Genomic DNA, 14,803 nt, shown 5'->3' with positions numbered 1-14,803 from the left:
CCACCAAGCCGGACACAACACCTTGTCTTGCATCGACGCAGTTCACCACCGCGGGGTGGAGCAGCCCGGTAGCTCGTCAGGCTCATAACCTGAAGGTCACAGGTTCAAATCCTGTCCCCGCATCCCATCATTCAAAAAGCCCTGCAGGCTCTCCAAACGAGAGCCCGCAGGGCTTTTTGCTGTCCATATCCCCCGCCGAAATCACGGCCGAGGCGACACGACGCATCTCCTGACCCCGGCCCGAGGTCATCCTCACGCCGGGCGAGGCCGAAAGCTTCGACGCGAAAAGCGTGGCCCAGGGCCTGCCGCTGGCCAACCAGGCGGCGGTGGCCGCCATCCTGCGTGGCGAGAGCGTCGAGCACGGCGCAATTCCTTATCCCCCGCCGCATCCGCTATAGCTCTCCCCGCAAACGTCGGAGCAGGGCAGCGCATGAGCAGGATCGCCATCATCGGCATGGGCTTCGTCGCCGATCTCTACATGCGCAGCCTGGAGACCTTCCCCGAGATCGCCCTGGCTGCCGCCTTCGACACCGACCCGGCGCGGCGGACCGCCTTCGCCAATCACTGGAAGGCGCCGGTGGTCGACAGCCTGCAGGCCGTTTTCGACGCCCGCCCCGACCTGGTGCTGAACCTGACCAATCCGGGCGCGCATGACGCGGTCAGCCGCGCCTGCCTCGAGGCCGGCTTCCCCGTCTATTCGGAGAAGCCCCTGGCCACGACCCTGGCCCATGCCGAGGAGCTGCACCGCCTGGCCGCCGAGCGCGGCCTGCAGATCGCCTCCGCCCCCTGCAGCGTGCTGGGCGAATCGGCCCAGGCCGCCTGGCTCGCCATCCGCCGCGGCGCCATCGGCACCCCGCGCCTGGTCTATGCCGAGCTCGATGACGGCTACATCACCCAGGCCCCCTACCGGCACTGGATCAGCGAATCGGGCGCCCCCTGGCCGCACCAGGACGAGTTCGCCGTCGGCTGCACGCTGGAGCATGCCGGCTACTACCTGACCTGGCTGATGGCCATCTTCGGCCCGATCCGCCAGGTCGCCGCAGCTTCCGCCCATGTCTCCGGCGTCATGCTGGAAAACGGGGATAAGCCGGCCCCGGACTTCTCCGTCGCCACGCTGTTCTTCGAGGGCGGCATGGTCGCCCGGCTGACCTGCAGCATCATCGCCCGCCACGACCATGCGCTGCGCATCTTCGGCGAGACCGGCACGCTCGAGCTCAAGGAGTGCTGGGCCAACACCGCCGCGGTGCGCATCCGCAAGCGCCTGCGTATCCGCCGTCGCCTGGTGGAGGCCCCGCTGACCTACCGCTTCCGCCTGAAGGGCCCGACCCATCCCAAGGTCGGCCGCCGGGGTGCTGCCAGCATGAACTTCATGCTCGGCCCGGCCGAGATGCTGCAGGCCATCGCCGCCGGCCGCCCGGCCCGGCTCGGTGCCGATTTCGCGCTGCACCTGACCGAGGTGACGCTCGCCATCCAGGACGCCCTCGACCAGGGCGCCGCCCAGCCGGTGAAAAGCCGCTTCGCCCCGATCGCGCCGATGCCCTGGGCCGAGCAGAACGGGAGCTACGGCCTGTGACCGACACGCTGCGCTTCGGCATCATCGGCACCGGCGCCATGGCCGCCCGCATGACCCGCACCCTGCAATCGCTGCCCGGGGTCCAGGTTGTCGGCGTCGCCTCCAACAGCGCCGAGCGAGCAGAAACCTTCGCCCGCCATCACGGCATCCCCCAGGGCGTTGCCGGCGCCGCCCTGCTGCTGGCCGACCCGTCGCTCGACGCCGTCTATGTCGGCAATGCCAATCGCGACCACGCCCAGGCCGTCCGCATCGCCGCCGCCGCCGGCAAGGCGGTGCTGTGTGAAAAGCCCTTCGCCCTCGACCTGGCCGAGGCCGAGGCCACGCTCGAGGCGGTGCGCCGTTCCGGCATCCTGTTCATGGAGGCCATCTGCACCCCCTTCCTGCCCGCCTATGCCCGGCTGGCGGCGCGCATCGCCGGCGGCGAGCTCGGCGGGCCCGGCCTGCTGCAGGCCAGCTTCGGCTATCCCGAAGACCCCAGCCTGCGCCCCAGCCTCTTCGCCGCCGATGCCGGCGTGATGCTCGACCGCGGCATCTACCCGCTGGCCACCGCCCTGCTGCTGGCCGGGCCGGTCGCGCGGATGCAGGCCAGCGTCACCCGCGGCGCCGGCGGCACCGATATCCAGGCCGCGCTGCTGCTCGAGCACGAGAATGGCTGGACCTCGCAGCTCGCCGCCTCGCTGACCGGGCTGCTGGCCAACGAGGTCCGCGTCAGCGGCCCGCGCGCCTCGTTCCTGCTGCCGGCGCCGGTGATGCATCCCGAGAGGCTGGTCGCCGAGCAGGCGCCGATCCCCTCCTCGGGCAGCACCACCCATGCGGTCAGCCTGAAGCAGAAGCTGAAGGAGAATCCGCTGCTGCGGCGGCTCAAGGCGGCCCTGCCGAAGCCGGGGACCGAGCACCTGCCCTATGGCAGCGACCACTACCGCCCCGAGGCCGAGCATTTCTGCGGCCTGCTCAGGGCCGGGCAGAAGCAGAGCCCGATCCTGCCGCCCGTCTTCTCGCTGCAGCTGCAGAAGCTGATCGCCGAAGGCCTGCGGCAGCCGCGATAGCAGGACGGCAGGAGCCTGGGGGAACACCCTCCCCCCGGCCTGCCACCTACCCCGCCGCCAAGGCGGGCTCCCGCACGGCCACCGGCACCCGCTCCGGCGCCAGCTCCTCCGGCGTCGCGCAGAGGCGGGCGTTGCGCATCCAGCGGGAGAACCCCGGCGAGGCGGTCAGCACGGCGAAGGGCGCGGCCAGCACCAGCGGCGCCAGGAAGGGCAGGCCCCAGGCCCAGGCGGTGCCGCCGGCGGCCGCCAGGGTCGCCAGCCCGGCCAGGCCCAGCAGCGTCTCGGGCCACAGCAGACGGGCGGCATCGCGCCAGGCCAGGCCATGGGCGTCGCGGTTCTGCGGCGCCCAGCCGATGCGGCGGCCGCAGGCGAGGCCGGCCAGGAAGATCGCCTTGCTGGCCAGGCTGACCGGGTCGAGCAGGGTGGTGAACAGGATTTCCGCCGCCGCGCCACGGGCCACCGCCATCGGCCCGCCATAGGGGGCGGCGCGCCTCGGCCGCAGCAGCAGCGCCAGGTAGCTGAGCAGCTTCGGCGCATGGATCGCGGCCCAGTTGGCGATCAGCAGGGCGGCCAGGGCGGCAGGGGGGGTGCCCTCGCCGCCGCCGGAGACAGCGTTGCCGATGGCGGCCAGCATGACCAGCAGCCAGAGCGGGGCCGACAGGAACAGCAGGATCGCCTGGACCAGCTGCCAGCGGCCCATCGCCGTGAGCCCCGGCAGGCGCAGCAGCGAGAAATATTGCATGTTGCCGGCGCCCCAGCGGCGGTCGCGGGTCAGGAAGTCGGGCAGGCTGGGCGGGTTGCCTTCCTGGCTGCCGGCCTCCTCGGGGACGCAGCGCACCTTCCAGCCGGCGGCATGCAGGCGGACCGCCTCGATCTGGTCGTGGCTGAGAATGGCGCGGCCATCGGCCAGCGGCTCCAGCCGGGCATGAGCGCGGAAGGGGGCCACGCGGATCAGCGCGTTGTGGCCCCAGTAGGGGCCCTGGTCGAGCTGCCACCAGGCCTGGCCGGTGGCCCAGCTGCGCATGCCGGCGCGCATGCCGAACTGGAACAGCCGGGTGAAGGCGCTGTCGGCCGGGCGGCCGACGATCAGCTGCTGCAGGATGGCCAGCCGGGGCTCGGCCTGCATGGTGGCGACCAGCCGCAGCACGGCGGCGGCCGACATTTCCGAATCGGCGTCGAGGCAGAGGAAGAAGTCGAAGCCGCGCCCCGGCCCGTCGAGGAAATCCATCACGTTGCCGGCCTTGAAGCCGGTGTTCAGGGCGCGGCGGCGGTGGTGGAGGGCGATGCCGCGGTCGTCGCGCTCGGCGGCGAAGCGGGCGATGGCGGCGTCCTCGGCCGCGGCGGCCACCGGGTCCTGGGTGTCGGACAGCAGCCACAGGGTGAAGCCGCGGGCGGCGGCGGCCGGGCCCAGCGTCGCCTCCAGCCCGTCCAGCAGGCGGGCGAGCGGCGGCAGCACCGCGGCCATGCTCTCGTTGCGCAGGCAGACGGCGATGGCGGTGCGGGCGCGCGGCGGCAGCACCGGGTGGCGCTGCCAGCCCGGCACCACGCTGGCCACCGGATCGCGCCGCGCCAGGCCGAGGACGAAGCCGAACAGGGCATTGCCGGCGCAGAGGCAGGTCCAGGGCAGGGTGCCCAGCCAGGCGGCCATCAGCGCCACCTCCCAGCCGGTCCAGCCGTCAGGGGCCAGCACCCGCCAGGCCAGGGCGGACAACCCCAGCCCGATCGCCAGGCAGGTCAGGAAGAAGGCGGCACGGCGCAGGCCGGGCCGCTCGGCAGGACTCGGGCGAAGGGGGAGAGGAGCGGTCACGCTGGCCATTCTTCACGCGAAAATGGCGGATTTGCGCCGAAGTGGGGCGGGGGATGCGGCATCCCCCGAAAGCCGGGGGCTCAGGCCGGAACCGCGACCCCGAGCCGCTCGGCGGTCTGCAGGATGCCGGTCCAGGTATCGGGCTGCAGCGGCACGCCTTCGGCCAGGCGCGCGGCGCGGGTGGCGGCCTCCGGCTCGCCGGGCAGCAGCACCGGATAGGCCGGGTCGGCCGGGCGGGAGGAGGCGACCCAGTCGACATAGTTCCGCCCCATGCGCTGGAACTCGGCCTGAGTGCCGAAATGCTCGGGCGAGAGGTAGATCGACAGCATGCCGTTGCAGATGCGGCCCCGCTCGGCCACCGGGCCGGAGCAGCCGCCGGCGGTGAAGGCGCCGGCCAGCAGCTCGCACATCAAGGCGAGGCCGGAGCCCTTGTGGTCGCCGAAGGCGCGGATGGCGCCGAGGCCGCCGGCGGCGTTGCGCGGCCCGATCTTGTCGTATTCGCCGTAGAGCATGTGCGGGTCGCCGGTCAGCTCGCCATCCGGGCCGATCAGCGAATCCTCCGGCAGCGGCTTGCCGCCGTTGGAGGCGACCAGGACCTTGCCCTCGGCGACGCGGGAGGTGGCGAAGTCGAGCACGATCGGCCTTCCGTCCAGCGGCGCGCCGATGGCGACGGGGGCGGTGGAGAAGCGGCGCTCGACGCCGCCGAAGGGCGCCACCAGCGTCGAGCCGGCGACATTGACCAGGTGGATGGAGAGCAGCCCCTCGGCCAGCGCCATCTCGGCGTAATGGCCGATGCGGCCGACATGGCCGGCGTTGCGCAGCGCGATGACGGCGGCGCCGTGCGTCTTGGCGCGGGCGATGCCCAGGCGGGTGGCCTCGGCGGCGACCGTCTGGCCGAAGCCGAACTCGGCGTCCAGCAGGGCGAAGGCGCCGCCATCGGTGACGACCTTGGCGGAGCGGCCGAGATAGACATGGCCGGCCTCGAGCCATTCGACATAGCGGGGGACGCGGACGACGCCGTGGCTGTCATGCCCGGCGAGATTGGCGCCGAGCAGGTGATGGGCGATGCCCGCCGATTCTTCCTGGCTGCCGCCGGAGGCGACGAAGATGTCGCGAACCAGGGCTTCGAGCTGCGGGGCGGGGACCAGCACCGGGGTCATGGGCGTTTCCTGCTTTGCTTTCTTGGTCCGGTCAGCATGGCGCGATGGCGCCGCGTGACAAGCCCTCGCAGCAGGGAAAGCGCCGGCCGGGAGGATGTCCCGGCCGGCTGGTGGTCAGGCCATCGCGGCGACCTTCTGGGCCAGCGGCGCCTGGAAGCGGTTCCAGGTCGGCGTCACCAGGATCTCGTTGATGCAGACGCGGTCCGGCAGGGTGGAGACGAAGAGCACCGCCGCCGCGATATCCTCCGGCTGCAGCATGCGGCCGCGATCCTCGGCCGAGACCGGCTCCGGGCGGAAGTCGAGGATGGGGGTGACCACCTCGCCCGGGCAGATGCAGGTGCTGCGGATGTTGTGGATGCCGTTCTCGGCGTTCAGCGCCGCCGACATGGCGACGAAGCCGGTCTTGGCGGCGCTGTAGCCGGGGCCGGAGACGGCCGAGGTCCCCTTGCCGGCCATCGACGCCACCTGGACGATCAGCCCGCCGCCGCGCGCCTTCATCCCCGGCAGCACCGCCAGGCTGGTCAGGAAGGGCGCGGTCAGGTTGCCCTGCACCAGGGTGTGGACATCGGCCGGCGTCAGCTGGTGCCAGTGCCGGCGCGGCACATTGGTGCCGGCATTGTTGACCAGCATGTCGACCGGGCCGAGCTCCGCCTCGATCTTCGCGACCGCGGCCTCGATCGAGGCCTGGTCGGTCAGGTCCGCCGGCACCACCAGGGCGCCATCGGGCAGCAGCGCCGCGGTCTCCTGCAGCGGCGCCTCCCGCCTTCCGGTCAGCGCCAGGCGCCAGCCGGCGGCGGCCAGGGATTGCGCGACGGCGCGGCCGATGCCGGTGCCGGCGCCGGTGACCCAGGCGATCTTCTGCGACGACCCGCTCAAAGGACGCGCCCCGACTGCGGCTCGAGCAGATGCATGTGGTTCAGGTCCACCGCCATCGGCAGCGGCTGCCCCGGCGAGGCGGGGGCGGAGGGGTCGACCCGTCCGCAGATCTCGGCACCCAGCAGCTTGAAATGCACCAGCGTCTCCATGCCCATCGGTTCGGTGACCTCCGGCGTCGCGACCAGCTGCGCGACATTCGGGCGGTCGAGGTTTTTTGCTTCCGTCAGATGCTCGGGGCGGATCCCGAACAGGATCTCGCGCCCGGCCTGGCCAGCGTAACGAGATGTCCGCTCCGCCGGGACATTGAGGACGATGTCGTTCGGCAGGTGGACGCGCAGCGCGCCGGCGCCGTTCTCGAGGCGGCCGGGGATGAAGTTCATCGCCGGGCTGCCGATGAAGCCGGCGACGAAGCGGGTGCGCGGGTGGTGGTAGAGCTCCTGCGGCGGCCCGACCTGCTCGATGATGCCGTGGTTCATGACGACGACGCGGTCGGCCAGCGTCATCGCCTCGACCTGGTCGTGGGTGACGTAGACGGTGGTGGTGCGCACCGTCTGGTGCACCTTCTTGATCTCGGTGCGCATCTGCACGCGCAGCTTGGCGTCGAGGTTGGACAGCGGCTCGTCGAACAGGAAGACCTTGGGGTCGCGCACGATGGCGCGGCCCATGGCGACGCGCTGGCGCTGGCCGCCGGACAGCGCCTTGGGCTTGCGCGCCAGCAGCGGCTCGATGTCGAGGATGCGCGCGGCATTGTCGACGCGGCGCTTGATCTCCTCCTTCGGGAACTTCCGCAGCATCAGCCCGAAGGCCATGTTGTCGAAGACCGTCATGTGCGGATACAGCGCGTAGTTCTGGAAGACCATGGCGATGTCGCGGTCGCGCGGCGGCACGTCGTTGATGACCTTGCCGCCGATGGAGATCTCGCCGTCGGAGATTTCCTCCAGCCCCGCGATCATCCGCAGCGTGGTCGACTTGCCGCAGCCGGAGGGGCCGACGAGGACGACGAATTCATGGTCGGCGATGTCGAGGTCGATGCCCTTCACCGCCTGCACGCCGCCTTCATAGGCCTTGACCACCTTGCGGAGCGTTACCTGGGCCATGCGTTGTCGTCCCCCTCAGCCTTTGGTGGCGCCGGCGGTCAGGCCGGCAATGTAATAGTCCATGAGAAAAGCGTAGACGAGAAGCGGCGGCAGGGCGGCCATCAGCGCGCCGGCCATGATCTTGCCCCACTGGAAGGTATCCGCCCGGATCAGGTCGGAGACGATGCCCACGGTCAGCAGCATCTGGTCGGAGCTGACCAGGAAGGCGATCGGATAGATGAAGGCCGCCCAGGACACCGTGAAGGCGAAGATCATGGCGGCGAGGATGCCCGGCAGCGCCACGGGAATGAAGATCTTCCAGAGCATCTGCAGGTGGCTGGCGCCGTCGATCAGCGCCGCCTCGTCCAGCTCCTTCGGGATCGAGGCGAAGTAGCCGATCATGATCCAGGTGCAGAAGGGCACGGTCAGCGTCGGGAAGATCAGCACCATGGCCCACATGTTGTTGTACATGCCGAGGCTGCCGATGATCTGGAACATCGGGATGAACAGCAGCGTCTCCGGCACCAGGTAGGTGAGGAAGACGCCGGTTGCCAATGTTGCGCTGCCCCAGAACTTCATCCGCGCCAGGGCGAAGGCCGCCATCACCGAGATGATCATGCTGATGATCACGGTGCAGACGGTGACGATCACCGAGTTGCGGAAATGGATCAGGTAGTTCCCCTGGGTCAGCAGCTCCCAGTAGTTCTGCAGCGTGGGCCGGCTGACGATCCAGGGATTGCCTGACAGATCGGCGATCTCGGCCGAGCTCTTCAAGCTGGTCATCAGCATGTGGAAGGGCGGCACCATGAAGAAGATCACGAAGACGGCCAGCGCCAGATAGGCGCCGATCAGCGCCCAGCGCCGCTCGCGCCGCAGGCTGCCCTGCTTGATCTCGGCCGGGACGAAGGGCGTGGCGGTGACGGTGCCCATCACGACATCTCCTTCGAGCGCTTGTTGACCCCGCGCAGCGTGAAGATCGCGAAGATCGCCAACAGCGGGAACATGAACAGGCTGACCGAGGCGCCCAGCGGAATGTCGCCCGACTGGATGCCGACCTGGAAGGCATAGGTCGCGAAGACATGCGTGGTGTCCTGCGGCCCGCCATTGGTCAGGATGCGGACGATGTCGAAATTGGCGAAGGTGACGATCAGGCTGAACAGCACGGTGATCGAGATGACGTTGCGCATCATCGGGAAGGTCACGTGCCGCAGCTTCTGCCAGCCGCTGGCGCCGTCGATCGCCGCCGCCTCGTAGAGCTGGTCGGGCACCGATTTCAGCGCCGCCAGGTACATGATCATGAAGAAGGGCGAGCCGTACCAGACATTGACCAGGATGACGGAGAAGCGCGCCCAGCCGGCCTGGCCGAGCCAGGGCACCGGGTCGACGCCGATGCCCATCAGCGCCCAGTTGAAGGCGGAATAGGACGGGTCGAACAGCCACCACCAGGCCAGCGTCGAGATCGCCGGCGGGATCACCCAGGGCACCAGCAGCATGCCGCGCCACTTGCGCTGCCCCTTCGACGGCAGGGCGTGCAGCACATGGGCCAGGACGAAACCGATGAAGGCCTTCAGCAGCACCGCCGAGACCGCGAAGAGCACCGACTGGAACACGACATTCCAGAAGGTCTCGCGCCCCAGCAGGAAGGTGAAATTCTCCCAGCCGATGAAGCGCGTCATGCGGCGGTTCAGGGTGGAGAGGTAGATGGCATAGGCGAAGGGATAGATCACCAGCCCCAGGATCAGCAGGATCAGCGGCAGGGTCAGCAGGAAGGCGGTGGTGGAATTGCGCCGGGCCAGCCGCTTCAGCGCCGTGTTGCGCGGCGTCGCTTCGGCCGGTTCGGTGGGGACGGAAAGCGTGCCCTGGGACATGCCGGACTCCCTCGCGGTTGGCGGGAGGAAAGGCGGGGCGCCAGCGCGGCGCCCCGGTTCGGGGTCAGCCGCGCTTGAAGCCTTCCAGCTCCCGCTCCGCCCAGGCGATGGTGCGGTCGATCGGTTCCTTGTTCTGCACGACCCGGGCGATCATCTTGGCCTGGATGCCCTGGTTGTACATCTGCACCGCGATCTCCGGCGGCGCCGGGTAGCAGGCGATGAACTGCTGCGCCTGGTGATGCGGCTTGACCGGGTAGTTGTAGACCACGCCGGTCGGCGGCCCTTCCTTCTCCCAGGTGTCGAAGTCGGTCATGCTGGTGAAGGGCGGGATGTCGTAGCCGTTGCTGGCGGCCACCATCGCCGCCGCCTGGTCGCGCTCGCTGAGGAACTCGACCAGCGCCTTGGCCGCGCCCTTGTTGCGGCTGAAGCTCCAGACGCCCCAGAAATACGGCAGGTAGGGGGTGAAGCGCCCCTGCGCGCCGGCCGGCGCCGGGAAGGTCCAGAGATGCTCGGAGACCGCCGGCGCGTCGCGCTTGGCCACCGCCCAGGCGGAGGGCGGGTTGAAGATCAGCGCCGACTTGCCCGAGATCAGCGCCCGGTTGTTCGAGGCGTCGTCCCAGGAGAAGACGTCGTTCGGCAGGAAGGCGAACAGCTTCTGGCTGTATTCCAGCACGCGGCGGACGCCATCGCTCTTCGCGGTGATGTCGCCCTTGGCGTTGACCAGCTCGGCGCCGAAGCTGCGGAACAGGCTGCCGATCCAGTCGGTGGCGTCGGTGAACTGGCCGGCCGGCAGGCCGAAGGGCACGCCCGCCTTCTGGCAGGCCTCGGCGGCGCGCAGGAAGGTGTCCCAGTTCCAGTCGGCGGCCTTGCCGCCGGCATTGGCATTGGCCGGGAACATCTCCTGGATGTCGACGCCGGCATGCTGCTTCAGCAGGTCGATGCGGCCGAGCGCCGGCTTGTTCTGGCTGCCGGAGATGGCCGGCACCGCCCGCCACTTGCCCTCGACCTTGCCCAGGTATTCGACGATCGGGTTCAGCGCGCCATACTTCTGGCTGAGCCGGCCCATGATGTCGTCGAGCGGCTCGAGCTTCTCGGCCTGGGCATGCACCTCCCAGGTCGGGAAGGACAGCATGTCATGGCCCTGCCGCGCCTGCGACTCGGCAGCGATGGTCAGCAGGTTCTTGTTGCCGACCGAGGTGATGAAATCCAGCTGGATTTCAACGCGGTTCTTCTGGCCCCATTCGGTGACGAGCTTGCGCATGCCGTCGTTGCCGGCCGGGACCCAGTGGTCCCAGAGCCCCAGCGCCAGCTTGCCGCTCGATGTCTGTCCATGCACGTTCACCAGGGGCAGGGCCGCCGCGGCGGCGCCGGCAGCGGATGCACGCAGCAGCGTGCGCCGGGGAACCCCCCGGGGAATCCCTTTGCCTTCCATTCCGTAACCTCCTCGCACGGGCGGCTTGGATGCCGCCGGGCCTTTGCGGCCACTCGTTGCGACGGTGAGGTTAGGCATTGCCGCAGGGGGCTGGCAATCATTGATGGCGAGGGCCCGGGCCACTTGCGGGGTTTTCATGCCCGGCCCAGGATGCCGCGCCATGCAGAGTGAGACATTCGACGCGCTGGTCATCGGCGCCGGCATGGCGGGCGCCAGCGCCGCCGCCCACCTGGCGCCCGGCCGCCGCCTGGCGCTGCTCGAGGCCGAGGACCGGCCCGGCCTGCACAGCACCGGCCGTTCCGCGGCGCTGTGGGAGCCGAACTGGGGCCATGCCGACAGCCGCGCGCTGACCCGCGCCTCGTTTTCCTTCCTGACAGCCCCGCCGGCGGGTTTTGCCGAGACGCCGCTGACCACGCCGCGCCGCGCGCTGCACCTGGCGCCGCCCGACCAGGTCGCCGAGCTCGAGGCCGCCATCGCCGCGACGCCCGATTTCCAGGCGATCTCGCCCGAGGAGGCACGGCGGATCGTCCCCGCCTTGCGCCCCGGCTACGCCGCGGCCGCGGCGCTGGAAAGCGTCGTGCTGGATATCGATGTCGCCAGCCTGCACCAGGGCTTTCTGCGCATGGCCCGCGCGGCCGGCGCCGCCATCCTGCCCCACCAGCGCGCCGCCCGCATCGCGCGCCGCGCCGGCCTCTGGCATGTCGAGACCGAGGCCGGGGACAGCTTCGCCGCGCCGATCCTGGTGAACGCCGCCGGCGCCTGGGGCGACGCGGTGAACGCCATGGCCGGGCTGCCGCGGCTCGGGCTGCAGCCGAAGCGGCGCACCGCGCTGATCATCGACCCCGCGCCCTGGCCGGTCGCCGACTGGCCGCTGGTCGGCGATATCGGCGCCACCTGGTACGCCCGCCCCGAGGCCGCCACCCGGCTGATGCTGTCCCCCGCCGACGAGACCGACAGCGACCCCGGCGACGCCCAGCCCGACGAGCTCGACATCGCCATCGCCGTCGACCGCCTGACCCAGGCGCTGGACATCACGGTCCGCCGCGTCGAGCACCGCTGGGCCGGGCTGCGCAGCTTCCTGCCCGACCGCTCGATGGCGATCGGCCCGTCCGGCGCGCCCGGCTTCTTCCAGATGATCGGCCAGGGCGGCTACGGCATCCAGACCGCGCCCGCCCAGGGCCGCCTGCTGGCAGCCCTGGTCAACGATGCCGATCCGGGGGCGCTGGCCGCCATCGCCCCGCTGGTCGACCCCCGCCGCTTCCTGCCCGTTCCCGCCTGAAGGCCCGCCCCACGATGAACGCGATCAGCCCGCCGCCGCTCCCCACCTTCGCCGATGTCGAGGCCGCCGCGCGGCGCCTGGCCGGCCGCGTCGTCCGCACGCCGATGCTGCGCCACCCGCTGCTGGACCAGCTGGCCGGCGGCACCGTGCTGGTGAAGCCCGAGCCGCTGCAGCGCACCGGCAGCTTCAAGTTCCGCGGCGCCACCAACGCCGTGCTGCAGTTGGACGCGGCGCAGCGCCAGGGTGGCGTGGTCACCCATTCCTCGGGCAATCACGGCCAGGCCATCGCCGCCGCCGCCGCCGCCGAGGGGCTGCGCGCGCTGATCGCCATGCCGCAGGGGGCGCCGGCCATCAAGGTCGAGAGCACCCGCCGCTGGGGCGCCGAAATCACCTTCTTCGACCGCCACAACACCGACCGCGAGGCGCTCGCCGCCCGGCTGGCCGCCGAGCGCGGCGCGACCGTCCTGCCGCCCTTCGACCACCCGCACGTCATCGCCGGCCAGGGCACCCTGGCGCTGGAGCTGATCGAGGATGCGCGCGCGGCCGGCCTGACCCTCGACGCCCTGGCGACGGCGGCCGGCGGCGGCGGGTTGATCGCCGGCTGCGCGCTGGCCGTCGAGGGCGCCTCGCCGGGGACGGAAGTCTGGGCGGTGGAGCCGGAGGGCTGGGACGACACCGCGCGGTCGCTGGCCGCCGGCGAGCGCCTGGCGAATGACGGCCAGGGCCTGAACCTGTGCGACGCGCTGCTGTCGATGCGCCCGGGCGAGCTGACCTTCGCCATCAACCAGCCGCGCCTGGCCGGCGGCGTCTACGTCACCCCGGAGGAGGTGTTCCGCGCCATGCGCTTCGCCTTCGAGGCGCTTAAGGTGGTGGTGGAGCCCGGCGGCTCAGTCGCCCTGGCGGCGCTGCTGGCGGGGAAGCTGCCAGCCCAGGGGCGGACCATCGGCATCGTGCTGTCGGGGGGGAATGTCGATCCGGCGGTGTTCGCGCAGGCTCTTGCCGCGGGGTGAAGAGAAGGCGGGGGAAGAGAAGAATCTGGGGGCATTGAATGCCCCCAGGCCCCCACATTCATTTTGCGTTTCTCACCGAAGCAGCTTCGGCGCCCCGGTGCATGCGGAGATTTTTATAATCACCGCGAGCTCTGAGGTGGCGCCACGCCCACGATTTACGTGAAATAGCGTCCCGCCTCTGGCCTCAAGGTGCCAAGGAATGGCGGGGTCCGGGGTGACACTGTCACCCCGGCGGGGGTCTGGGGGCGGAGCCCCCGGCTGCTACCGAGCCCAGTCCTTATACTGGCTGAATTCCACGACCAGCCGCGCATAGATCGGCTTGCGGAACGCCACCACGATGTCCGGCAGCGCTTCGAGATCCGCCCAGCGCCAGGCGTTGAATTCCGGGTGCGGGTCCAGGTCCAGGCGGATGGCGCTGTCATCCCCGGTGAAGCCCAGCGCGTACCAGCGCTGCTTCTGGCCACGGTATTTGCCGCGCAGCGCCTTGCCGAGCAGTTCCGGCGGCAGGTCGTAGGTCAGCCAGTCCGGCACCTCGCCCAAGATGCGGGCCTCGGCGGTGCCGACCTCCTCGGCCAGCTCGCGCAGCACCGCCTCGGCCGGTTCCTCGCCGTCGTCCAGGCCGCCCTGGGGCAGCTGCCAGGCGTCGGTGGCGACATCGGCGCGGCGGGCGATCAGCACCTGGCCGGCGCGGTTGAACAGCACGGCGCCGACATTGCGGCGGTAGGGCAGGTCGGACATCGGGAGAGGCCTTAGCGGGAGGCGGAGGGGGCGGCGCCACGCAGCGCCGCGCTGGCCGGGGCCAGCACCAGGCCGCGGCCCTCGAGGCCGGCGGCCCAGGCGGCGATGCGGTCGACCAGCAGGGGCGAGGGCTCGGCGGCCAGGCCGATGGCGCTGCCGTTGCGGCGGGCGATCTGCTCGAGGGCGGCCAGCCGGCGCTCGACCTCGCCGCGGGTCAGCGGCTCGTCGAGCACCAGGTCGATGGTGGCGCCGGCGCCTTCCAGCGGCGGCGCGGCGCCGGGGCGGGCGTCGAGATAGAACAGCCCGCGCGCCTGGACCTCTTCCTGCACGGCTTCCAGCTGGCCGGCCTCGGCGGCGAAGCGCTCGCCGCGCTGGTTGCCGAGCGCGCCCACGACGCCCGCATAGCCGGCGATGCGGCCCATGGCGCGGTGCAGCAGCTCCAGGTTCTCCCACAGCTTCAGGCCGGGGCGCAGGCTGTGCTCGGCGACCTCGCCATTGGTCGAATCCAGCGGCAGGCCGAGCATCGCCTCGCGGCCGCTGGCGCGCGCCTGGGCCAGCAGCAGGTCGGGGCGCAGGGCCTGGGGGTTGAAGGCGGCGGTGACGGCGGGCGGCAGGCGGCGCAGCGCCTCCTCCGACCGGGTGGGGGAATTGCCGAAGCCGCCGATGACGAGGGCGATGCGCGGCCGGCGCTCGGCCGGGTCGAAGGGGCGGGCATAGAGCTGGCGCGGCTCGCGGCCATCGGTGGTGACGCGGGGCAGGCCGCCGAAGGGCGAGGGCTCCAGCAGCGCCGGGTCGGGCGCCGGGATGGCGATGGCCGGGCTGTTGTCGGCATGCGGCGCCAGCGGCGGCGGCGGCGGCGCGTCGGGCGGCGCGGCCAGCAGCTCGGCCGGGCCGGCGGGGGGCAGGGCGGCGATGGTGATGCCGCTGTCGTCCGGCAC

The 14,803-nt window shown here is 71.2% G+C and carries 13 protein-coding genes and 1 tRNA gene; 5 read left to right on the top strand and 9 right to left on the bottom strand.

Going from position 1 to position 14,803, the window contains the following annotated elements:
* Positions 1–49 precede the first annotated feature (49 nt).
* From GVN67_RS22940 to GVN67_RS22930, 3 genes are all read left to right on the top strand, one after another.
* A tRNA-Met gene (locus tag GVN67_RS22940) sits at positions 50–123 on the top strand.
* 307 nt (positions 124–430) lie between these two features.
* Entirely contained in the window at positions 431–1,573 is a 1,143-nt protein-coding gene (locus tag GVN67_RS22935) for a Gfo/Idh/MocA family protein (protein ID WP_159999659.1), read from the top strand.
* Complete coding sequence (locus tag GVN67_RS22930; RefSeq protein WP_159999658.1) at positions 1,570–2,619, top strand: Gfo/Idh/MocA family protein; 1,050 nt, start codon at positions 1,570–1,572, stop codon at positions 2,617–2,619. Before GVN67_RS22935 ends, GVN67_RS22930 begins: the two co-directional genes overlap by 4 nt.
* 46 nt (positions 2,620–2,665) lie before the next feature.
* Here the strand turns inward: GVN67_RS22930 and mdoH are convergent, their stop codons facing one another.
* The 7 genes from mdoH to GVN67_RS22895 form a co-directional block, all read right to left on the bottom strand.
* Positions 2,666–4,426 carry a glucans biosynthesis glucosyltransferase MdoH gene (gene mdoH, locus GVN67_RS22925; RefSeq protein ID WP_235035432.1) on the bottom strand — a complete coding sequence of 587 codons (1,761 nt, stop codon included), beginning with the start codon at positions 4,424–4,426 and terminating at the stop codon, positions 2,666–2,668.
* A gap of 80 nt (positions 4,427–4,506) precedes the next feature.
* The gene (locus tag GVN67_RS22920; protein WP_159999656.1) at positions 4,507–5,586 is read right to left on the bottom strand and encodes a malate/lactate/ureidoglycolate dehydrogenase; all 1,080 of its coding nucleotides are present in this window, start codon (positions 5,584–5,586) and stop codon (positions 4,507–4,509) included.
* Positions 5,587–5,700: 114 nt separating this feature from the next.
* Positions 5,701–6,462 (bottom strand): SDR family oxidoreductase, encoded by a 762-nt coding sequence (locus GVN67_RS22915; RefSeq protein WP_159999655.1) that lies wholly within the window; start codon positions 6,460–6,462, stop codon positions 5,701–5,703.
* Positions 6,459–7,559: an ABC transporter ATP-binding protein gene (locus GVN67_RS22910; protein WP_159999654.1), complete on the bottom strand. Its 1,101-nt coding sequence runs from the start codon at positions 7,557–7,559 to the stop codon at positions 6,459–6,461. The genes GVN67_RS22915 and GVN67_RS22910 overlap by 4 nt, the downstream gene beginning before the upstream one ends.
* A gap of 15 nt (positions 7,560–7,574) precedes the next feature.
* The gene (locus tag GVN67_RS22905) at positions 7,575–8,468 is read right to left on the bottom strand and encodes a carbohydrate ABC transporter permease (RefSeq protein WP_159999653.1); all 894 of its coding nucleotides are present in this window, start codon (positions 8,466–8,468) and stop codon (positions 7,575–7,577) included.
* On the bottom strand, positions 8,468–9,406 hold the full coding sequence (locus GVN67_RS22900) for a carbohydrate ABC transporter permease (RefSeq protein ID WP_159999652.1): 939 nt from the start codon (positions 9,404–9,406) through the stop codon (positions 8,468–8,470). Before GVN67_RS22900 ends, GVN67_RS22905 begins: the two co-directional genes overlap by 1 nt.
* A gap of 64 nt (positions 9,407–9,470) precedes the next feature.
* Entirely contained in the window at positions 9,471–10,748 is a 1,278-nt protein-coding gene (locus GVN67_RS22895; RefSeq protein ID WP_235035431.1) for an ABC transporter substrate-binding protein, read from the bottom strand.
* A 250-nt stretch (positions 10,749–10,998) separates the two neighbouring features.
* On the opposite strand from GVN67_RS22895, the gene GVN67_RS22890 reads away from it, so the two are divergent.
* The gene (locus tag GVN67_RS22890; RefSeq protein WP_235035430.1) at positions 10,999–12,117 is read left to right on the top strand and encodes an FAD-binding oxidoreductase; all 1,119 of its coding nucleotides are present in this window, start codon (positions 10,999–11,001) and stop codon (positions 12,115–12,117) included.
* A gap of 14 nt (positions 12,118–12,131) precedes the next feature.
* Positions 12,132–13,127 carry a threonine/serine dehydratase gene (locus GVN67_RS22885; RefSeq protein ID WP_159999649.1) on the top strand — a complete coding sequence of 332 codons (996 nt, stop codon included), beginning with the start codon at positions 12,132–12,134 and terminating at the stop codon, positions 13,125–13,127.
* A gap of 261 nt (positions 13,128–13,388) precedes the next feature.
* Here GVN67_RS22885 and GVN67_RS22880 read toward each other — a convergent pair whose 3' ends face one another.
* Both GVN67_RS22880 and GVN67_RS22875 read right to left on the bottom strand, forming a co-directional pair.
* Positions 13,389–13,865: an RNA pyrophosphohydrolase gene (locus tag GVN67_RS22880; protein ID WP_159999648.1), complete on the bottom strand. Its 477-nt coding sequence runs from the start codon at positions 13,863–13,865 to the stop codon at positions 13,389–13,391.
* Positions 13,866–13,876: 11 nt separating this feature from the next.
* On the bottom strand, positions 13,877–14,803 hold a 927-nt coding region (locus GVN67_RS22875; protein ID WP_159999647.1), incomplete at its 5' end, for a divergent polysaccharide deacetylase family protein.

The organism is Roseomonas sp. 18066 (genome assembly GCF_902706185.1).
Taxonomy (GTDB): Bacteria; Pseudomonadota; Alphaproteobacteria; order Acetobacterales; family Acetobacteraceae; genus Pseudoroseomonas.
Note: the sequence above shows the minus strand (reverse complement) of the source record. Positions and strands in the feature narration are given on the sequence as shown.

Excerpts from the sequence above, each read along its gene's own strand:
- GVN67_RS22910 (WP_159999654.1), bottom strand. The coding sequence starts at position 7,559 with ATGGCCCAGGTAACGCTCCGCAAGGTGGTCAAGGCCTATGAAGGCGGC.
- GVN67_RS22920 (WP_159999656.1), bottom strand. The coding sequence starts at position 5,586 with ATGACCCCGGTGCTGGTCCCCGCCCCGCAGCTCGAAGCCCTGGTTCGC.
- GVN67_RS22880 (WP_159999648.1), bottom strand. The coding sequence starts at position 13,865 with ATGTCCGACCTGCCCTACCGCCGCAATGTCGGCGCCGTGCTGTTCAAC.
- GVN67_RS22890 (WP_235035430.1), top strand. The coding sequence starts at position 10,999 with ATGCAGAGTGAGACATTCGACGCGCTGGTCATCGGCGCCGGCATGGCG.
- GVN67_RS22900 (WP_159999652.1), bottom strand. The coding sequence starts at position 9,406 with ATGTCCCAGGGCACGCTTTCCGTCCCCACCGAACCGGCCGAAGCGACG.
- GVN67_RS22885 (WP_159999649.1), top strand. The coding sequence starts at position 12,132 with ATGAACGCGATCAGCCCGCCGCCGCTCCCCACCTTCGCCGATGTCGAG.
- GVN67_RS22935 (WP_159999659.1), top strand. The coding sequence starts at position 431 with ATGAGCAGGATCGCCATCATCGGCATGGGCTTCGTCGCCGATCTCTAC.
- GVN67_RS22905 (WP_159999653.1), bottom strand. The coding sequence starts at position 8,468 with ATGGGCACCGTCACCGCCACGCCCTTCGTCCCGGCCGAGATCAAGCAG.